This is a genomic window from Streptomyces sp. NBC_00249, from assembly GCF_026342355.1.
GTDB lineage: Bacteria > Actinomycetota > Actinomycetes > Streptomycetales > Streptomycetaceae > Streptomyces.
Genome location: NZ_JAPEMV010000011.1, coordinates 1 through 19,279 on the forward strand (window position 1 = coordinate 1; position 19,279 = coordinate 19,279).

The 19,279-nt window shown below is 69.3% G+C and carries 18 protein-coding genes, 1 tRNA gene and 3 pseudogenes; 8 read left to right on the top strand and 14 right to left on the bottom strand.

The genetic code is table 11. The features are described from left to right. Positions 1 to 1,379 precede the first annotated feature (1,379 nt). On the top strand, positions 1,380 to 1,997 hold the full coding sequence (gene grpE / locus OOK31_RS35615; protein WP_267091575.1) for a nucleotide exchange factor GrpE: 618 nt from the start codon (positions 1,380 to 1,382) through the stop codon (positions 1,995 to 1,997). A 37-nt stretch (positions 1,998 to 2,034) separates the two neighbouring features. Here grpE and OOK31_RS35620 read toward each other — a convergent pair whose 3' ends face one another. After that, positions 2,035 to 2,352 carry a hypothetical protein gene (locus OOK31_RS35620; RefSeq protein ID WP_267091576.1) on the bottom strand — a complete coding sequence of 106 codons (318 nt, stop codon included), beginning with the start codon at positions 2,350 to 2,352 and terminating at the stop codon, positions 2,035 to 2,037. A gap of 198 nt (positions 2,353 to 2,550) precedes the next feature. On the opposite strand from OOK31_RS35620, the gene OOK31_RS35625 reads away from it, so the two are divergent. Then, a tRNA-Met gene (locus OOK31_RS35625) sits at positions 2,551 to 2,624 on the top strand. Positions 2,625 to 2,718: 94 nt separating this feature from the next. Here the strand turns inward: OOK31_RS35625 and OOK31_RS35630 are convergent. Further along, the gene (locus tag OOK31_RS35630; RefSeq protein ID WP_267091577.1) at positions 2,719 to 2,994 is read right to left on the bottom strand and encodes an isoamylase early set domain-containing protein; all 276 of its coding nucleotides are present in this window, start codon (positions 2,992 to 2,994) and stop codon (positions 2,719 to 2,721) included. A 447-nt stretch (positions 2,995 to 3,441) separates the two neighbouring features. Then, positions 3,442 to 3,795, bottom strand: coding sequence for an STAS domain-containing protein (locus tag OOK31_RS35635; protein WP_267091578.1), 354 nt, complete (start codon positions 3,793 to 3,795; stop codon positions 3,442 to 3,444). Positions 3,796 to 3,856: 61 nt separating this feature from the next. Between OOK31_RS35635 and OOK31_RS35640 the strand changes: the two are divergent. Next, positions 3,857 to 4,427: pseudogene (locus tag OOK31_RS35640) on the top strand (enolase C-terminal domain-like protein); the annotation flags it as partial. A 94-nt stretch (positions 4,428 to 4,521) separates the two neighbouring features. Then, positions 4,522 to 5,478: a TIGR03557 family F420-dependent LLM class oxidoreductase gene (locus tag OOK31_RS35645; protein WP_267091579.1), complete on the top strand. Its 957-nt coding sequence runs from the start codon at positions 4,522 to 4,524 to the stop codon at positions 5,476 to 5,478. Between the two features lie 286 nt (positions 5,479 to 5,764). Here the strand turns inward: OOK31_RS35645 and OOK31_RS35650 are convergent, their stop codons facing one another. The 3 genes and pseudogenes from OOK31_RS35650 to OOK31_RS35660 form a co-directional block, all read right to left on the bottom strand. Continuing rightward, positions 5,765 to 5,983: a hypothetical protein gene (locus OOK31_RS35650; RefSeq protein ID WP_267091580.1), complete on the bottom strand. Its 219-nt coding sequence runs from the start codon at positions 5,981 to 5,983 to the stop codon at positions 5,765 to 5,767. A gap of 20 nt (positions 5,984 to 6,003) precedes the next feature. Beyond that, positions 6,004 to 6,231, bottom strand: a complete 228-nt coding sequence (locus tag OOK31_RS35655; protein ID WP_267091581.1) for a DUF6480 family protein — start codon at positions 6,229 to 6,231, stop codon at positions 6,004 to 6,006. 134 nt (positions 6,232 to 6,365) lie between these two features. Then, positions 6,366 to 7,168: pseudogene (locus tag OOK31_RS35660) on the bottom strand (alcohol dehydrogenase catalytic domain-containing protein). A gap of 188 nt (positions 7,169 to 7,356) precedes the next feature. Between OOK31_RS35660 and OOK31_RS35665 the strand changes: the two are divergent. Continuing rightward, positions 7,357 to 7,983, top strand: a complete 627-nt coding sequence (locus tag OOK31_RS35665; RefSeq protein ID WP_267091582.1) for a flavodoxin family protein — start codon at positions 7,357 to 7,359, stop codon at positions 7,981 to 7,983. 56 nt (positions 7,984 to 8,039) lie between these two features. After that, a pseudogene (locus OOK31_RS35670) lies at positions 8,040 to 8,355 on the top strand (dihydrofolate reductase family protein); the annotation flags it as partial. 205 nt (positions 8,356 to 8,560) lie between these two features. Here OOK31_RS35670 and OOK31_RS35675 read toward each other — a convergent pair. Further along, positions 8,561 to 9,331 (bottom strand): 2OG-Fe dioxygenase family protein, encoded by a 771-nt coding sequence (locus tag OOK31_RS35675; protein ID WP_267091583.1) that lies wholly within the window; start codon positions 9,329 to 9,331, stop codon positions 8,561 to 8,563. A gap of 530 nt (positions 9,332 to 9,861) precedes the next feature. Between OOK31_RS35675 and OOK31_RS35680 the strand changes: the two genes are divergently transcribed. Both OOK31_RS35680 and OOK31_RS35685 read left to right on the top strand, forming a co-directional pair. Next, positions 9,862 to 10,770 carry a hypothetical protein gene (locus OOK31_RS35680; RefSeq protein WP_267091584.1) on the top strand — a complete coding sequence of 303 codons (909 nt, stop codon included), beginning with the start codon at positions 9,862 to 9,864 and terminating at the stop codon, positions 10,768 to 10,770. Between the two features lie 304 nt (positions 10,771 to 11,074). After that, complete coding sequence (locus tag OOK31_RS35685) at positions 11,075 to 11,389, top strand: hypothetical protein (protein WP_267091844.1); 315 nt, start codon at positions 11,075 to 11,077, stop codon at positions 11,387 to 11,389. A gap of 165 nt (positions 11,390 to 11,554) precedes the next feature. Here OOK31_RS35685 and OOK31_RS35690 read toward each other — a convergent pair whose 3' ends face one another. From OOK31_RS35690 to OOK31_RS35720, 7 genes are all read right to left on the bottom strand, one after another. Beyond that, complete coding sequence (locus OOK31_RS35690; protein ID WP_323188295.1) at positions 11,555 to 11,926, bottom strand: DUF6406 domain-containing protein; 372 nt, start codon at positions 11,924 to 11,926, stop codon at positions 11,555 to 11,557. After that, positions 11,811 to 14,021 (bottom strand): C2 family cysteine protease, encoded by a 2,211-nt coding sequence (locus tag OOK31_RS35695; protein WP_267091586.1) that lies wholly within the window; start codon positions 14,019 to 14,021, stop codon positions 11,811 to 11,813. Before OOK31_RS35695 ends, OOK31_RS35690 begins: the two co-directional genes overlap by 116 nt. A gap of 739 nt (positions 14,022 to 14,760) precedes the next feature. Continuing rightward, positions 14,761 to 15,240 (bottom strand): hypothetical protein, encoded by a 480-nt coding sequence (locus OOK31_RS35700; RefSeq protein WP_267091587.1) that lies wholly within the window; start codon positions 15,238 to 15,240, stop codon positions 14,761 to 14,763. Positions 15,241 to 15,254: 14 nt separating this feature from the next. Beyond that, the gene (locus tag OOK31_RS35705) at positions 15,255 to 16,052 is read right to left on the bottom strand and encodes a hypothetical protein (RefSeq protein WP_267091588.1); all 798 of its coding nucleotides are present in this window, start codon (positions 16,050 to 16,052) and stop codon (positions 15,255 to 15,257) included. A 62-nt stretch (positions 16,053 to 16,114) separates the two neighbouring features. After that, positions 16,115 to 16,642 (bottom strand): histidine phosphatase family protein, encoded by a 528-nt coding sequence (locus OOK31_RS35710; protein WP_267091589.1) that lies wholly within the window; start codon positions 16,640 to 16,642, stop codon positions 16,115 to 16,117. Positions 16,643 to 16,646: 4 nt separating this feature from the next. Next, positions 16,647 to 17,261 carry an aminotransferase class I/II-fold pyridoxal phosphate-dependent enzyme gene (locus OOK31_RS35715; protein WP_267091590.1) on the bottom strand — a complete coding sequence of 205 codons (615 nt, stop codon included), beginning with the start codon at positions 17,259 to 17,261 and terminating at the stop codon, positions 16,647 to 16,649. Next, positions 17,258 to 18,472, bottom strand: a complete 1,215-nt coding sequence (locus OOK31_RS35720) for an IS110 family transposase (RefSeq protein WP_267091591.1) — start codon at positions 18,470 to 18,472, stop codon at positions 17,258 to 17,260. Before OOK31_RS35720 ends, OOK31_RS35715 begins: the two co-directional genes overlap by 4 nt. Between the last annotated feature and the right edge of the window lie 807 nt (positions 18,473 to 19,279).

Here is a 19,279-nt window from a genome sequence, read left to right on the forward strand (position 1 = left end):
GTCCCACAGCGCTGCGCGCTGTGCAAGGAACTGCCTCGCTGCGCTCGGCGGAGCGGCTCCGCGGGCTCGGGGCCGCCTTCGGGCCGGTGTCCTTCGCTTCGCTTCGGACTGCTCCGGTTCCGCTTCGCTTCACCGGAGCCGACCTCGTTTCACTCGGTCGGCGCCTTCGGCGCGTTGGGTCTGCGGGCGCTTCGCACCCTTGACGGGCAGGTCCGCTTCGCCCCCCTGCCCGGGCTTTCCGGCTGCGCCTCCAAAACCTTCGGCCTGCTGACGCGGGTCAGGCTGGCTAAGGTGTTGGGGTGCGGTGGTGTCATAGGTGGTAGGTCTCGTGATAAAGACGCCAGTGCCACCAGCCTCCCCTGCGATGCGCTTGTAGGTAGGCGAACGGGTCAGGGAGGGTCCTGCGCCACAGTTCGTCATCCAGTTGTGCCAGCAGTGCCTCCAGCTCCCGGCGCGGACGTGGAGGAAGCCTATGCACAATCACCTCAAGCAGATCCCGTGCCACCGCAACGTTGTCCTGAAGCTCGTGTTCCTCACAACCACAGATGGACAACCGCAGATACACGTACCTGCCAGGGAGGGCGAGGAACCAGCGGTAGGCATCGAGAGCCTCTCGGGTTGCGCCGGGCCACAGTCCCTCGTCGTGCGGGCGCCGGCGCTCCTCGCGGTGGATCGCGGAAACCGTCCGGGGAGAAAGACCGTCAATTCGAGTGGGCCAGGGCTGCAAGAACCGCTCGTCCCACCAAGGGCTGGCACCTACGTACAGCTGTCGCGGTACCGCTCGTTGCGCGCGCAGCGCGCCAGGCCGCCTACGCGGCATAAGCCTTTCGGATAGCACTCATGAAACTGATCATCACATCACCACGAGGAGACGTCCAGAGCCCCCGGCCACTCCCGCCACCTCCCACACCCGCATGCTTCAAAATCAGATACAGCTAGACTCTGGAGCGGACAGGTACTACAGCTGGCGCCGCACGCGGGGCACGTGTCGGCGCTCAGTGAAACTATGCGCTACTCAACCAACCTGCGCAGCGGCCGTCAGGCCGACGAACACCGCGGCTTCCGGCTTGTCCGCGTCAGACGTCAGGTGCAGCCCGACGGGCAGGGCGACAGCCACGGCGAGGAAGACAGCCATACCGCCCATGGCACGGCGCCGCCGGTACCAGGGACGGTCCGGCGAGGCGTCAATTCTGCTTTCTTTCACGGCTGTTGGCGGACTCTCGTGCAGGACCAGGTCGTCCTCCGGCACCAGGGTGAGGCCGTGGCACGCCTGAACAGCGGTCCCGTCGAGGCAGCCGCCCCCAGGCCCCAGCTGCGGCCACGCTGGCTGGTCCACTTCAAGGCAGCGGACCCAGTCCGCCGGGTGAAGGGAGGAGAGCATGAATCGGCCGAACACATACGGACCCAGCGAACCGCACCCCTCGCTGGTCATCCACGACAGGCGCCGGATCGACCCGGAGACCCTCCAGCTGAGAGAACCCGACCAGATCGGGCCGGAGCGGGAAGGGGGCGAACACGTCCTCGGGACGGTGGACCGGGCCAGCACCCTGGAGGCCGAGCTCGCCGACCGCACCGCCGAGCTGCAGCGGGTGGAAGCGGCGTACGAGAACTACCGCGAGCGCGTGCAGCACGATCGGGCGGCCCTGAGGGAAATCCACACCGCCAAGATCCTCGACAGCCTCCTGCCCGTTCTCGACGGCATCGACAGGGCCCGCGGGCTCGGCGAGGTCGCCGGAGAGCTGCGGGTTGCGGTCGACACGCTGGAAGACCGGCTCTCGGACCTCGGGCTGGAGCGTGTGGGCGCTCCGGGCGAACCCTTCGACCCGCTCCGCCACGAAGCCGTTGACCACCAGGTCTGGGACGAGGTCGAGGTTCCGGTCTGCGGAGCTGTCCTGCGGCCCGGCTACCGGGTGGGGACGCGGCTGCTGCGCCCGGCTCAGGTTTCCGTCACCGAGCCGCCCGACAGCCTCCCGGCCACGGCGGCGCCCGAGAGCTGAGGCCCGGGACGCGGAGACCGGGACCGCTCGGCGTCCGTCAGCCGAAATTGTCGCGGGCCAGGCGCAGCGCCAGGTCCTGGAGGATGCCGTCGGTGTGCGGCTCGGCGCCGGTCTCGTCGTAGGCATCCGCGACGGCCTCGAAGGCGGTGATGAATCCGTTGACCAGTGCGCTCAGCGGCTCGGACAGCTGACTCAGCACGGCCAGGCCGGCTTCTTCGGGGCCGGCCTCGGCCGGGACGATGAACTGCCCGGGAATCACCTCACCCAGCAGATCCGAGACGAAGCTCTCCTCGACGCCGCCACGCAGAGCGGTCAGAGCGCCGATGGCCTTGAGCTTGATCTCGTTTTCCGTCATGTTCCGAGAATGCCCCGGCCGTGGCTGCGCAGGCGTGCGCGAGGTGTGGGTCGGCCTCAGTTTGGGGCCATCCGGAACCGTTCAGGTCGTGTGCGGGTCATCCTCTGCTTCGCCCCACCGACGTCACGGACGTGGTGTCTGAGCAGGGCAAAGCTGGTCGACGGGCAGCCTGAAGTTGCGTAGAGTGGGGTTTACCGACGCGGGGTGGAGCAGTTCGGTAGCTCGCTGGGCTCATAATCCAGAGGTCGCAGGTTCAAATCCTGTCCCCGCTACTCACCAGAAGGGCCCGGATCCTCAAGGATCCGGGCCCTTCTGCTGTACCTCGGCGTTTCAGGCAAGGTCAGAACGATGCCGACAGGGCAGTGGTCAGGTGTGGAGGCGGCTGTTGGTGCCGTCATGGTTGTCGGCGTGTTCGTCGTCGAACCAGTAGTCGCCGGCCGCGAGGTAGCGGAACGAGTGCGCGCTGTGGGCCGGGAGGGCGACGGTCGCGGCGCGAGTACCGTCGCCGCGGGGCTCCAGCGGGTGGGCGGCCGGGTTCCAGTGGTTGAAGTCTCCGACGACGCTGACCGGCCCGTCCGGAGTGTCCTCGGGGAGGATGAAAGTGACCTGGGTACGGCCCTTGAGCTGCTTGCGTTCGAGCACTGAAAGACTCCAGCCACGAAGAATCCGGGAACGGGCCCGTGCATCCTCGCGCGGGCGGGTCTCTGGCGCGGCGGGACGGGGCCATGGGTCGTGCGGAGGTCACCCGCGTGGCCGCGAACCTCCCGCCGCTGAGCGCTGCCCCGCACCACTGAGGGGTCTCCGGTGGCGGCAGGGGACGGTACTCGGAGACCTGGCGGGACCCTCAGGGCGCAGCGGGACCGTCCGACCGGCCGCGCGCAGTCGCTTGACGATCGAATCCGCCGTGCCCGCACGAGCGCCGGCCACGACAATCGGCGGGGGCGCTCCTACCCGGCCACCGCCCGCCGGACCTGCGAGTCCTTCCCGCCCCGCGCCTCACCCGTCAGCCGGGCCTCGACGTCGGTACGCCGCTGCCGCTCTGCGCCGCCCACTCGGCGAGCCCGCCTGGAGGCTGTCCACGGCCCTCGCTCACCACGCCGGCGCCAACCGCTCGCGCAAGTGCTGTGAGTCGCTCTGACCGGTGTTGTCGCGGATCTCGAACAAGTCCAGCACCTTGGTCATCTCCAGCAGCCTGCGCAGCTGACTCGGCAGCGGGCCCGCCAGCACCAGCCGGCGGGAGTCGCGCACCCACAGGAGGGTGGTGAGGAACGCCGAGTCCGCGAACGCCACCTGCGCGACATCGAGCACGAGCAACCCGCCCGGGGCCGCTTCCCGTTCGCATGCCACCGCCAGCACGCTGGAGGTGTGCAGGTCGAACTCCCCGGAACACACGATCACACAGACGCCGTCCGCCTCGGACCGGACCGCGACCGCCGAGGTCATCCGGCGGGAGCTGGCCCCGGTGGTGACCGGCCGCTGCGCGTGGGACGTCCCCGCCGCGAACGGGGAGTCGTGGGGCACGGAGGAAGTACGCGACCGTGAGCGCGTGGCGCGAGCCCGGCGGACCGACGGCGACGGCGACGGCGACGGCGACGGCGACGAACTGTACGTCGATGCCAACGGGGCCTACACCCGCAAGCAGGCTGTCCGTGTCGGCCGACGCCTGGAGGACCAAGGGGTGACGTGGTTCGAAGAACCGGTCTCCTCCGACGATCTGACCGGCCTGGCCCGGATCCGGTCGGCGGTCACGGCGGACGTGGCAGCGGGTGAATACGGCTACCGACGCGACCCGCTGCGGCTGAATCACGGTGTGGCTGCGCACGGCGGCCCTGGCGGAAGCCGCCGGGCTCGACATCTCAGGACACTGCGCCCCGCACCTGCATGCCCACGCGGCAGCGGCCGTCCCCGACCTCCGCCATCTCGAATGGTTCCACGACCACATACGGATCGAACGGATGTTCTTCGACGGCACGTCGGACGCCACCGGGGGAACACTCAGGCCCGGAGCGTCCGGAGCACCGGGCCTGGGCCTCGCCCTGCGCGAGGAGGCGGCCCGGCGCCACCGGGTGGCCTGAACGGGCCGGAACGGCCGCCGGGTGTCGGGGCGGCGGACCCGGGTAGACGGACCAGGGGGCGACGGACCCAGGCGGAACGGAAGGGAACGAGCGCATGACGTCCTTCGGCTACTTCTTGTCCTGCGAGGAATTCACCCCGGCGCAGCTGCTGAGACAGGCACGCCTCGCGGCGGACGCGGGTTTCACCCGCCTCGCCATCTCCGACCACTACCACCCATGGACCGACGTCCAGGGCAACAGCCCCTTCGTGTGGTCGATGATCGGCGCCCTCTCCCAGACCGTGGACCTGCCCGTCACCACACTCGTCACCTGCCCCACCGTACGCCTGCACCCGGCGGTGACCGCCCAGGCTGCGGCCACCTCCAGCGTGCTGCTGGGAGGCCGGTTCGCGCTCGGCGTGGGCACCGGTGAGGCCCTCAACGAGCATGTTCTCGGCGACCGGTGGCCCGCGTTCGACGAACGGGCGGACATGCTGGAAGAGGCGGTCGAAGTGATGCGGAAGCTGTTCACCGGCAGCCAGACCACCCACCGCGGGAAGCACTACACGGTCGACAACGCCCGCCTCTACACCGCTCCGCCGGGGCCGGTGCCCATTCTGGTCTCGGGCTTCGGCCCCAAAGCGGCCGGGCTCGCCGGCCGCATCGGAGACGGGTTCGTCACCATGGGCCCGGACGAGGACGCGGTCGGCTCGTTCCGGGAGGCGGGTGGCACCGGCAAACGCGTCGTCGGAGGACTGAAGGTCTGCTGGAACCAGGACCGGGAAGCCGCCGTCGACACGGCGCACCGCATGTGGCCGACCGAGCACCTGCCCGGCGAGCTGAACCAGATCCTTCCCACACCTGCCCACTTCGAGCAGGCGACCGAACTCGTCACCCGGCAGCAGGTGTCCGAATCCGTACCGTGCGGCCCGGACGTCCAAGAGCACACCGAGGCCATTCGCGCGTACGTGGCGGCCGGATTCGACGAGGTGTACGTCGGGCAGATCGGCCAGGGACAGGAAGGATTCTTCGCCGCCTACCGCGACAAGGTCCTCCCCTCCCTCCCCGGCTGACGTGGTCGGCTCCACAGCATCGAAGCGAGGGAGACGATCATGTCAAGGACCGGAGATCACCGCGAGGAGGAAGCACCGCGCGGCCGAGAACCACGTCCCCGGCTGCTGCCTGACGAGGGGGCGATGGTCGACGAACACGGGCGTCCACCCGGGGTCGCCTCCCGAACCGGAACGGGCTCCACCTCACCGCCGGCCGACCCCGATCGTGTCGGACGGGCCTTGGAAGACGAACCCCCTTGTCACGACGAGGATGCCGAATCCCCGTAGCTCCCGTCTCGTCAGCCGTTCAGGCCGAACGTCCGCCGGCCTTCCCGTTCCCCCTCCCGGCCTTCGCGGCCGCGCGGCGCTGCGCCTCGCTGTTCGGCGTCAACGCGTCCCCGGCCTCTCCGTCCCCCGTACGGGGAAGCACGGCCTCCTCGGCTTCTTTCCGGGCTTCCGGGTCGCCGCTCTCGCCGGGTGCCTGCGACGGAGGGGTGGGCTTACGGCTGTGGTCCTTACCGCGCATGATGATCTCCTGTCCTCGGTTCAAAGGTTGAGAATGACGGCGTAGGCGAGGAAGAACAGAGCGACGAGGAAAGCCAGCAGGCAGATCAGTACGAGCGGCCTCTTGGCCCAGCCGCGGGTGAGCGGTCGGTAGGGACCGGCCCCGGACCCTGTGCTCGACTCGCCGGGCGGTGTCTCACCGGGTCGTACGCCGCCCTCCACACCTCGGTCAGGGTCGCGCGCTGGGTCCGGCCGTGAGAATTCGGTCATGGCTCTGTCACCTCGGTTCTGTGCCGGCCTTCGGCCCGACGGGCTCGCGGAAGGCGGTGCCCGGGTGACGAGCCGGGGGCACCGGGCGTCTACCCGTCGCCGATGCCCTCACTGCGGGGCCGCCCCATCCGTCCTCAGGGGTTGAAAAGGACCTTGACCGCTCCGTCGTCGTCCTTCTGCTGGAACATGTCGTACGCGTACGGAGCCTCGGACAGCGGCAGGTGATGGCTGGCCAAGGCTTCCATGCCGAGCGGGTCGGCGTCGTTGAGGAGCGGCAGGATCTCGTCGACCCAGCGCCAGACGGTGGCCTGGCCCGTGCGGAGCTGGATCTGCTTGTCGAACATGGTCAGCAGGGGCATGTGGACGCCGTGTGCGGCGGCGCGCCGGAGTCGTTCGGGTACGAGGTCGATGCCGATGACCCGGCCCGCACCCCGGTGGGCGGCCATACGGGCCGCCATGTCGCCGATGGGACCGAGGCCGAGGACGGCCACGGTGCCGCCGGGCGGAATCGCGGCGTACTCGACGGCCTGCGAGGCGGTGGGCAGGACGTCGGAGAGGTAGACGAAGCGGTCGTCGGATCCGCCGGCCGCGACGGGGATGGGCAGCGTGTTGCCGAAGGGGACTCGCACTGCGAGTGCAGCCCTTGCCGGCACATGTGGCAGCTGCCGCAGGAGACGTTGAACGGCACCACGACCCGGTCGCCGGGACGCACGCGCGTGACCTCGGGGCCGGCTTCCACCACGATGCCCATCGGTTCGTGGCCCAGGATGTCGCCGACGTCGAGGAAGGGCCCGAAGAGCTCGTAGAGATGCAGGTCGGAGCCGCACAACCCGGTCGTAGTGATCTTCACGATTACGTCAGTGGGGTCTTCGATCACGGGGTCGGGAACGGTGTCGACGCGTACGTCCCGCTTGCCGTGCCAGGTCAGGGCTTTCATGGGGACTCCTCCCACCCTTCAGGGGTACGGTTCCCTGTCCACCTCCGACCATCCGTGTGCCCCGATCCGGGCCGTCCACGCCTGCGCATCGGATATGACAGCGGAGTCGGAGGCGTGCGCCCGTCCGGCGGCGCGGGACGCCGGGAAGGACGGGGGATGCGTGCCCGGTCCGGGGGTAGCCGGACGTCATGGACACCCATGAGAACACCCCGCTCCGCGCCGTAGCGCTGGTCTGCACGCTCTCCCCCTCCCCTTCCCCGTCCAGCTCCCAGCTGCTGGCGGAGCAGACGATGGCCGCACTTTCCGAGCACGGCGTCACGGGCAAGACCATCCGGATCGCCGACCACGACGTGAAGACCGGCGTGAAGACCGACATGGGTGACGGAGACACCTGGCCGGAGATCCGCGACACGGTCCTGGGCACCGACATCCTCATCCTGTCCACACCGATCTGGCTCGGCCACCCGTCCAGCATCTGCCAGCGCGTCCTGGAGCGCCTCGACGCCGAACTCTCCGAAACCGACGACGAAGGCCGCATGCTCACCTACGGCAAGGTCGCCGGCATCTGCGTCGTCGGCAACGAGGACGGCGCGCACAAGGTCAGCGCCGACCTCTTCCAAGGCCTGAACGACGTCGGCTTCTCCCTCGCCCCCAACGCCGTCACCTACTGGGTCGGCGAAGCCATGCACCGTACCGACTACCGGGACCTGGACAAGACCCCCGAGAAGACAGCGGCCACCACGAAGACCCTCGCCGCCAACACCGCCCACCTCGCCCGCCGCCTGAAGGCGGCCTCCTACCCGCCCTCCTCCTGAGGCCGGCCGGGCCGCGGCCGGTGGGCCCCAGTGCCGCAGGACCGCCCGGCCCGCCGGATCAAGACCCGGCCGCGGTCCTCGAACTGGCACGGGAATCGGCACAGGGCAAGGACGTCCGACTCGGCGGCGGGGCCACCACCATCCGGGAATCTCTTGACACCGACCTCGTCGACACCATGCACGTGGCGGTCTTTACCGGTGAAGCTCGGGTCCGGAGTACGGCCCGGGGAGTCACCCGATGAGCTGCTCGACCGGTTCCACCTAGAGGTCGTGCCCAGCCCGCGCGGGGTGACGCACCACCTGTTCTGGGGAAAATGGCCGGTTCTCAGGGCTGGACCGGCCGGCTGTTTTGCCTGCTGGGGCCAGTCCTGAGGTGGGCCGTCGAGTCGCGCCTCGGGCGGCAGCCGGCCTTGGCGGTTTCCTCAGCTCATGCCCGCCCGGTGATCGCGGCAGCTCGCCCCGCTCTTCGGGATCTCCCCGGCCACGGCCTGCCGCACCATCCAGCGGCTGCGTCACGCCTGCGTCCTGTGGCCCCGTGGAAAACAGGTGTGTTCGGCGGGCTCGGGCGGTGCCGGTGTCACAGCTGGGGCACGTACGGGGCGAGACCGACGATAAGGATGGACCGTCCGCCCGGCCCCGGCTCGGAGCCCGTGCGAACCGGCCCGACATAGTGGCTGACCCTGTGGTCGTGGACGGCATAGCCGTCCAGCGGGTCGGTGAGGGTGAAACTGGTGTGGATGTCCGCCCACGGGTCCTCGGGCTGCAGGCCCGCACTGCCCGGCGTGGCGATGACGTTCTGCCCACCCGTGACGTTGGTACGGCTGATCAGGTGGGCGAAAGTGAACGTGCTGGCCGAACCACCGTCCTGGTGCAGGCAGTTCGGGGAAGAAACAGCGTCCTGACCTGGACTGTTGACGCCGAGCCTGATCAGGTGGACCCCAGCCCACAGCGGCTGCCTCCTCAGGTCCTTCACGGACAGGACCTGCTCAATGTCCCAGCGCAGGAGCCGCAGCAGCAGGGCGTTGCCGCGCAGCGCCTCGGGGATGCCGGGGAGCACCCGACGCTTTCGCGGGTGCTCAGGGTCGTCTTCGCCCTGGGAAAAATTGGTGACCGTACCGTGTACGGGGTCGGGGGTTCCGGGAATCCAGGACAGTTCGTCCTTCCACGGCAGGTACACGGCATGCGAGTAGCGGCGGAACCGGTTCGTTCCCGGAACGTACGGGTCAGGCGGCAGAGCCGCGAAGACCTCCCGGATCCGGGCCAAGTCCCTCGCAGTGGAGCCGGCCAGGTCGATACCGAGTTGCTCAGCGCCGTAGCGGGCGAACCCGCGCTCGCGCAGACCCTCCACGCCTGCAGGGCCAGGGCCCCTCGCATCAGAGTGCGACCGCCGCTGGGGCTCAGCCTTTTCCACGTGTTCCTCCAACAGGTCACCACGACGGCCATGGCGCCGACGGCCCCGTGCCGACCTTACGCACGCCTCCCCCTCTTCCCCGTCACCCAGCCCCCATTCAACGGACCCCACGTGACCACACCTCTATAGCCCCCGCGGTCAGCGGCTCGGGACACCCGCCTCGGCCCCACGAACGCACCCTCAGAACCCCTGCCCTTCCACCGGGAACGGAAGCCGGCAGCGACCCAAATGCCCGGGCACGCTCAAGGGGCCGGTCCCTTCACGGCAGTGGGCAGCGTCACCCACGGATCGCGGGCCGCGACGTACGCGACGCCCGAAGCGCCCCACCTCTCACGCCGGCACCGATCTTTTCTCCCGGACCGCCGACCACCCTGCACGGCTGGCGCGCACGCGTGCGCCACCAGCCCCTTCCTCCCCCGATCCCGCCGGCCGACGGCTCCACGCCCGTCGACGAGGACGACCCACTCGTGCGCTACCACGCTCAGCTCGGCCTCGTCGAAACCACCGACATCGCCACAGGCCTGAAAACCGCACGACGCCTGCTGCGTCTCAACGGCGAACGCCGCCACCCCTGCCCCCACGTCGCCATCGACAGCGACTGCCGCGGCACCGGCAAACGCACCCTGCTGCACCACATCGGGCTGGCGCACCAGGGACGCCGCGAGAAGCTCCACGGCATCGACGACAGCCGCATCCCGGTGGTGTGCGTCAACGCCCCTCCGGAACAGAGCTCACCCGCCGACTGGTCCGCGGCCCTGGCCGTATTCATCGGCTGGGACCTCTACCGCCCCGACACCGAGCAACGGCCAGTACAGCGGATGAAGGACCTCACCGGACCCGCCGTCCACGTGATGTGCCATGCCCGTACGGAGGTGTGTCTCGTTGACGGGATCGACCGGCTGCGGCCCGAGGACCTGCAGCCGACGTTCGACTTCTTCGACTACCTCGCCGACGAGCTGGGCCTGACCGTCTTCTGGAGCGGTATCGGCTCCAGCGACATCCTCCGCGAAGCCCGCGCCGCACGCTTCCCCACACTGCGCCGCACCACAGAATCCACCACGCCGATCCGGCCACGCTCGGTCCCCACCCTCTGGGTCAACCGGCTCCCACCCCGCTGCAAGGAACACCCCGACGAATGGGTCAGCACCCTGGCCACCCTCGACGGCAGACTCCGGCTACGCCATCACAAACCGGACAGCCTCCTGGACCACCAGAAGAAGCTCTACCAGATCACCGACGGGCTCATGGAACACCTCACCCCACTGATCGGCATGGCCGCCCAACTCGCCATCCTCGACGGCACAGAAGCACTCACCCCCGAAATCCTCCACGACGCCGCCCGCTACCTCGACCTCCCCCAGGCACAACAAACCTGAAGTCAGAGCAACCGGCCCGGCACGGACTACCAGACACACCGCTTCCCGCTCGCCCGCAGACAGCCCCAAACGCCCACTGCAATTCTCAATACATCTGCGGGACTCTCATTCAACATGCGGCACTACAGGTCAAGACCCCTCCGACACCGGAAACAACCCATCACCGACCGCCTCATAGACCCGCAGCATCACAGGTCAAAGAGACAGCCCGTCAACGGCCACACCACAACATGAACGAGAACGCACAGACGAGCGGCGGCCGGTCGTGCTGCTGTCGGGAGACGACGCGTCCGGGATCCGGGTGATGCAGGTCGTCGCTCGGGCGGGTGTCGACATCACCGGTCTGGGCGTCGAAGTGGCAGTAGGCGCCGTGGAAGGACTGCCCTTTGAAGGCGTGCTGCGGTTCGCGTTGCCGCCTTCGGGCTTTACCCCTTGCACGTGGCTAACCACCGTGTCCCGGGACGACCTGACCGAGCGAGCGGGCGTTCTGTCCTCCGCGAAACTCAGCGAGATTGAGAACGACCTCCGTCTCGGTGAGCAGGCGAAGGAGTGGACCCCGGCGACGACCGCGAAACTCAGCGAGATAAGGAACGCCCTCCGCCTCGGTGGACTCGGGTAGGCGGAGAAGGAACGGACGCCCGCGACGGCGTGGTCGGTCTCGTCCAGATGATCGACGCTGCCAGCTGCCTCCTCGGCGCCCCTCACGATCGAGATCACGAACTACGGCTGGAGTACTAGTACTCCAGCCTTGGGCACCTCACAACAGCACCATGGTCCGCGGGCCTCAACTGACCTTGCGCAGAATCACGACCCAGTCCTCACTCTCCAGGTTCTCCACGCGGTCAAGACTCCAGGTCTCCTCGCGCACAGGGAAGGTGTCCCCGACGCCCAGCGTGTACTTCTGCTCCCCGTCGGCCGCGACCACGAGCCGGACGGTGAGCGGTTCACCGGGCGGATCGTAGAGGTGGATCACGGCGAACCGGGCATTGTCAGACCCCCCGGTCCTGCGGGGCCTCAGCCTGATTTCGTTGATCATGTTGTTATCCCATCGTAGTGAAGCGGTGCGCGAAACTGTCTCTGAGTTGATCGGCCGTAAGCGGTTCCTCGGGGTGATTAAGGTTGTGCGGATTACGCAGGTAGATTTTTCCCTGGCCATCCACACGGGTCACCTCATAAACATGACCCTCCACAAGGTCGTCAGGAAGCGGCGGTTTGCTTTTTTCATTCTTTCGTGTCGCGATCAGTATCGGGCAGCCTGCCTCCAGCTTCTCCCGGAAGGAGCCAAGGAGCTGCCGGTTCGCGCTCATGCCGTTCCTGTCGAACTCCGTGGGAAAGTCCTCGGTATACGCTGGTCGGCCAGTGAGCTGGGTCAGCATCTCGGCACGGTGACGCGGCCCTGTGCCGAGATCAAGCCGTTGGTAGCCCGACGTACGCTTGAGACGGCCTTCCTCCCATGTTTGGTCGACACCCGCAAAAGCCTTCTCCAGGATCGCGGACCAGGCGACACCTCCGGCCAACTGTGCATAAGCTGGCGTGTCCGTCTTGTTGTACGGTACGACCAAATCCGGCGCGACAGTGAGAACAGTGACCGCACCCGTTGGTTCAAAGGGAGTCCAGTCACCATTGAAGTCCTTCTTCACTTGATGAAAAGTCACTTCGTAAGTGCCGTCGCCATTTTCCTTTATGCACTTCGAGATAGCTTCCGGAAGATGCCCGGCAACGGCCCCCATGGTGGCGATCACCCCGCAGTCCCCAAGGGCTCCTTGCTCTGTCTGCTCGCGCCTGGGCGGTCCGTCGAACAGGGGGACGCGCCGGCCGTCGGGGCGGTCGAGGGGCGTACCGTACTGGAAAAGGCGCACACCGTATTCCGGGAGATCCATGGCGTTGAACGCAGGCCGGTCTACCAAGGCGTACGCGTCGACGGAACCTTCCGCCGGCTCGCGGGGGCCGAGCACGGCGTCGCGCACCTTCGAGTAGGTGTCCCGTATGGAGGCACGCTCGGCGGCGTGGCCATCTTCGGCCGCGTCCGGAGCCTCGTTCCTCGTCTCGTCCCTGTTCTCGTCCTCAGCCGAGTCGGTGAGCGTCTCCAACACCGCCCCCGGGGAGGCCTCAACAAAGGCCCCGGGAGTATGGCGCTCTTCCGGATCCTCCGGTACTCCGGATTGATCCGCGTACTCCTCGGTGTCAAGCCCTCCTGATTCCTGTGGCTCGTCCGGCCACTCGGTAGCGTCCTCGCCGAGCTCGCCGCGGGTGACCATCCCCGCAGGCTCGGCCTCTGCTATGGGGGACACCTCGGCATACATATCGGCGTCTGTGCCGGCGTCCACGTCATTCTTCGTGTCGGCGTGCGACGCACGGGGCTCGCTCGCGTCGGGGACGGATTCGGAATCCGGGTCGGCGGGTTCGGACAGCTCCGCATGGACCTCCGACGCCTCGCCCGACGAGGCCGGGGGACCGGGCGGCTCGTCATGGTCGTCGGTCGGAGGCGTTGCAGGGGCGTCCGGTACCGGCCCGGGGTCCTCTGGAGCTCTGTCCGCTGCAGGCGTGGGGTCGGGTGCCTCGTCCGCCTCCGGGGAGGTTGCTGCCGCCGAGTCGCCGTCAGCATCCGGCTCCAGTGGCTCGGGGCGATCCGGGGCTTCGTCCGGGTGCGGAGGCTCTTCCTCCGAGAGGGAAGGTTCGAGGGGCTCGGTGGTGCCGGGGTGATCTTGGGGCTCTTCCGGAGTGGCCGCAGGGTGGGGAGCGGCGTCGTACGGTGTGGGGGCTTCGTCCGGGTCGGGCACAGCGTCGAAGGACTGCTCGGCGGGTGTGTACGGAGCGTCATGGAGGCGAGCGGGGTCCGGTGCCTCGTCGTAGTCGTCGGCTGCCGGAGCGCTGTCGGTGTCCGCTTCCGGTTCGGGTGCTTCCGGGGTGTCGTCCGCCGCCGGCGTGGGGTCGGGTGCCTCGCCCGCGTCGTGGGCCGGTGCCGCCGCCGAGTCGCCGTCGGCTTCTGACTCCAGCCCTTCGGGGGGATACGGGGCCTCGTCCGGGTCCGACGGTACTTCCTGATCCGCGTTGTCGGAGTACTCCCCAGGCTCTTCCGGAGTGGACGGGGAATCGGAGTCCGCGTCGTACGGCGTGGGGGCCTCGTCCGGGTCCGCAGTGGCGTCGACCGGCGCATCGGGTCCTTCCGGGGAGGGCGCTATCGCCGAGTCGCTCTCCCGCGTCCCAGCCTCGACGGGCTCCAGGGTGGTCGACCGGTCCGCTGGCTCCACCGGGGCGTCTGCGGGCGCAGGCGCCGACGAGTCGTCGGGCGCAGTGGGCTCCGGGGCATCCGTGGCTTCGGGTGCCGCCGGTGATTCCGGTACGGGGGGCTGCTCTGTCGGCCGGTCGCTCACAGAGTGGCCCCCGGGCCACGGGCGTTGTCCCCATGTGCAGTGATCGGCCCCACCATGCGCCGTGGCTGGACTGCGCGCATTCCGTCCATGATCCCCTCCCCCGGCAAGCAGTTCCGCCGATCACACTAACTGAGGGTCAGGTATACGACTTCGGCGGACCTGGCGTGGGAACCGCCACCCGATACATGCCACGGGGCTGCCGTGTTCCTGCCGCAGATGGGCCGCATGACCGCCGGAGTCCACCAGGCCGTCGCCGCGAAACCCCGAGGTCGACTCCGGCCTGCTGGAGGCCGACGAACTGGCGGGCCACCACCGGGGAGACCCTCACCCGGGACGCCGGCACAGCCGGCGTCGTCAGAGAGTGCAAGGTCGCGTCCACGAGACGCCCGACCGTGGTGGAGGACGGGCCGTCCTTCCAGGTCTCGAAGTCCGACAGCTCCCCTGGCAAACCGTCGTCGGCGGCTTCGTCGATCGCCTTCTGCAGTCGCATCGACCGTTCCTGGTCCGCCTTGGCCCGCGCCGAGGACGGCGGCCCCAGCGCGGGGACTTCCGGCGCTGGCTCGTCGGGGAAGCGGACACCACGCCCGCCGCGTCCGCGTGCGGGAGCCGGCCCCCGTCACCGCGTACACCCCGCGCCCTTGGCCGGTGCGGCCTGCTGCCGGTGGGCGGGGACGGCGGCTTCCGTCGGTCCGGGGGGCGCGGCGGCGGGCGTGGTCGTGGAGCGGGAGCGGGACGCCGCCGGGGAGACCCGGACACGGGACGCGGGCGCGGCCGGGGTGGAGGGCGGTGTCGTCAGGGAGTGCAGGGTCGCGTCCACCAGGCGTCCGACCGTGGTGGAGGACGGGCCGTGCTTCCAGGAGGTGTTGTCGCCGAGGCGGGCCAGGTGCGCGGCAAGGAGGCCGGTGCCGCCCTGGTCGCGGATCTGGTCCATGCGGTGGGCCAGCAGGGGCCACTGGCGGGAGCCGACCAGGAGGCCCACCTGCGTCTCGAGCAGCACGTCCTTCACGACTCCCACGATCGCGGCGTGCGCGAGCCGGTTGACGCCGAGCTGTTCCAGCGCCTTCGCCCGGTCGTCGAGGTCCAGGTCCCGGGGCACGTTTAGGCCCTCGGTCAGCGGGCCCCAGGAACGCTTCGCGTCCGTACTCGCGGGCGGCGCCCACAGGTCGGCGGCCTCCTGCACCGGCGGCGCCGCAGCAGGAGCGGGGGCGGGGGCGGTGCCCGTGGCGGGTGCAGGTGCGGGTGCGGGTACCCGTCCCGCTGCAGGCGCACCCCACGGATCGCCGGACCCGCCCATGCGCGAGGCCAGCACGTCCCTGGCCGGCGGCGCGGCAGCACCGGGAGCAGCAGGGCAGGAGCGGGGGCGGTGGTCGCCGTCGGGGCGGGTGCTTGCGCTGCGGCCGCGGTGGTGACGGCAGTGACGGCGTGGTCGACGCCCGCTCCGGCGGCGTGCGCGTCGACGAGGATCCGGGCGACGTCGATACCGCGGGCGTCGAGCTGGCCCATCGCGGCCGCGATGTCCGGCCAGGCCGGGGAGGAAAGGATCGCGTCGCGCACCAGGCCCTCGGGCATCGTCGTCTTCAGGAGGTCGGCCCACCGGTCGGTGCCCTCCGCCTTCGTGCGCGCGATGTTCGACGCGACCGCCTGGTGGACCCCGGCGGTCATGCGGCCCATCTGCGGCAGAAACACCGCCAGGTCGACACCAGCCTGCTGGAGGCCGACGAACTGGCGGGCCATCGCCGGCCAGTCCGCCCCCTTCATCAGCTCGGCCAGGACGTCGTCGCCCAGGACGCCGCTCAGCTGGTCGGCCGACCAGCCCGGCGCCATCTTCTCGGCGTCCTCGCCGAGTCCCTCCTCCTGGCCCGTCAGGCGCTTTTGGGTGGCGCGGCGGACCGCGTCAGAGATGGTCATCACGGTTCGGGCAGTGGCGGGTATCCGGACGTCATCGGTGGGGGCGCGCTTGCGTATGTACGTCAGGGCGCGGCGCCCCGGGGGACGGCGAAGTCGGTCAGGCGGGCCGTACCTGGCGCGAGCCCGCGCCAGGGGCCGGGGCAGGCCAGTACCGCGATCGCGGAGGTCGGGAACTTCTCGGCCAAGCGGTCGAGCGCCCCCTCGTCCGCCTCTTCCCCCGCGAGGCCGAGGGCGAGACCCGCGAGCCCCGGGTTGTGGCCCACCAACAGCAGCGTCCGGACTTCCTCGGGCGCCTCGGACACCACGGCCAGCAGCTCCTCCGGCTCGGCGGCATACACACGCTCGTCGAAGCGCACCGGGACTTGCCCGCCGAGCTGCTCGGCGGCCAGCGCCCAGGTCTCGCGGGCACGCCGGGCGGTGGAGCAGATCACCAGTTCGGGCAGGCAGCCAGTGTCACGGAGCCATTGGCCAGCGGCCGGCGCGTCCCGCAGGCCGCGTGGCCCGAGCGGACGTTCATGATCCGCGGTGTCCGGCCAGGCGGACTTGGCGTGGCGCAGCAACACCAGACGGGCATCGGCTCTCTTGCTCACGACCTCAGCCTCGCATGTGACTGGGGCGGCGCGATCCGCAACACCCGAACGTCATGCTCACGCTCAAGCCGACCGACGCGAGCACCGGCGCCGGTCCTGTCGACGTCGACCGGTACTGGGGCGTGCCGTTGCCCCGCATGGTCATGACCTGCCGTTCGTCGCCCGCCACCAGGGCAAGGATGTGGCTGGCGGAACCGTGGAGGTCGATGCCGGCCGCGGTGAGTTCCTTGCGTACGCGGGTGGAGGTTGCCTGCAGGCGGGTGCGGCGCCAGGTGTCCTGGCGGACGACGGCGAGGGTTTCGGTGAGCCCGGCGATTTCGTGGGGCAGCAGGGTGGAGCTGAACACGGATGGGTGGGAGCCCATCTTGAAGTGGCCGGTGAACGCCTCGTCGCAGGCGGCGATGAAGCCGACCCTGCTGGCGAAGGCCTTGGAGAGGCCCCTGGCCGGTGCGGCCTGTTGCCGGTGGGCGGGGATGGCGGCTTCGGCCGGATCCGGCTGTCCGGGGGCCTCGGCGGCGGGTGTGGTGGTGGAGCGGGAACGGGCCGTCGCCGGGGGGGGTGTCTCTATGTCTTTCGTCAAGGACGTGGTGCCTGGTATGCGGGTGTTTGGGGTGGTCATGCGGCGAGGGTGATGGTGGGGGTTCGGGATTCGTAGAAGGTGCCGTCTCGGAGCATGGCAAAGAGGACGCTGATGCGTTGACGGGCGAGTCTCAGGAGGGCTTGTGTGTGGGTTTTGCCGCGGGCTCGTTGCCGGTCGTAGTAGGCGCGTGATGCCGGGTCGGCGTTCATGCAGGCGAAGGCGGAGAGGAACATCGCGCGTTTGAGTTGGCGGTTTCCGCCGCGGGGTGCGTGTTCGCCGTGGATCGAGGTCCCCGACGATTTCGTCGTGGGAGCGAGGCCGGCGTAGGAGGCGAGGTGGGCGGCACTTGGAAAGCCGGTCCCGTCGCCGACGGTGACCAGCAGGACGGCGGCGGTCCTGACTCCGACTCCCGGCATCGAGGTCAGGACCGAGTGAAGAGGGTGAGCCTCCAGCAGGCTGCTGATCTGCGCTTCCAGGGCTCGGCGCTGGTCATGGACCGCGGCGAGTGAAGCGGCCAGGGACGGGATCACGATGTCGAGGGTGCCAGTTCCGGGAACGATGACGGTCTGCTCGTCGAGAGCGTCGAAGACCTCGTCGATCAGCCGCTGTGCCATGCGCGGGGCTTTGGGCCGGATCAGTTCAACGAGTCTGCGGCGGCCGGCTTTCCGCAGAGCGGCCGGGGATCCGTGGCGCTCGAGGAGCCAAGTGGCGGCCGGGTGGTCCAGTCGCGGGCCGAGAACGCGCTCCAGCGACGGGTGGAACTGGGTGAGCAGGCCGCGTATCCGGTTGCTGGTGCGGGTGGCCTCGGCAGCGAGGTCCTGGTCGAAGCCGGTCAGCACCGTGAGCTCGGCGGTGATCTCGTCGGTCAGCTCCAGCGAACGCAGGATGTGCGGCATGGTCCGGGCCGCGTCCGCGATCACCGCGGTGTCCTTCGAATCGGTCTTCGCCTCGCCCGGGTAGAGGTCGGCGATCCGCCGCATCGCGAGTCCGGGCAGGTAGGCGACCTCGCAGCCCGCGTCACGGGCGACGGTCAGCGGCAGGGCACCGATCGAGGCGGGCTGGTCCACGATCACCAGGACGGTGCCGAACTTGGACTTGAGCTTGTCGAAGACGGCCCTCAGCTTCGGTTCGCTGTTGGGCATCGCCTTGTCGAAGACCTTCTTCCCGGCCGGGGTGAGCCCGTGGCCGTGATGGGCCGTCTTGCCGACGTCCATCCCGAGGAAGACGCCTATGCCTTCGGTCTCTAACATTGCACCCTTCCGCAGGTGTTGACCGTGCCGGCCTCGGCGATGGCACCGTGCTCGCGCATCCACGTTATGCAGACCTGCCGCCCGCGAACTGCCCGGCATTGCGCCGGACCGGACGGTGGCCGGGTCTCTCATCAGCGTCTCCGACGACACCCCACGGACCCGGCGACACCACCCCCCAGGTCATCCGTTCGACAGAGGGGACACAGTCATACCGGGCCCGGAGGCCAGCGGCCCCGTTGCAGGACCGCGAAAAACATAACGGGGGACCCGAACCCGGGACGCAGGCGCGGAGGGCGGCGTCGTCAGGGAGTGCAAGGTCGCGTCCACGAGGCTGCCGACCAGGGCACTACCGGAGGCCTGCTTCAGGAGGTGTCGGTCCCGGACCCGGCTCCCGTACCGAAGGGCGGACCCGGTCGCCACGGCCGATCGACGCGGCCTGACCCCGCTGTTTCGGTCCCACGTGCGCCCTTGTGGCGAGGTCGACCTCGGCATGGCCGCTCGGCTGAACGCGCCTTTCACCCGGCTTCACCGACCGGCGACATCAGATGGATTCCACACCCCGACACTGTGCGGTTTCAGTGAGCCAGTCAGCCACAAACCCGCTCAACCAACCTGCACAACACCAGGTCAGGAGCATGACGACTACTCAGTTCACCGAGCGCTGACACGAACCTCTGTGGCGCGCGGCGGGCAGTGCTGTGCGCAGAGTGCACGAGTTCTCAACATTTTGTGCAACCTCGGATCGCGGAATGGCCGCTCGATTTGTGCAGGTCAGGGCCCCCTTCTGCTAGCGTCCCGCCATGCCCG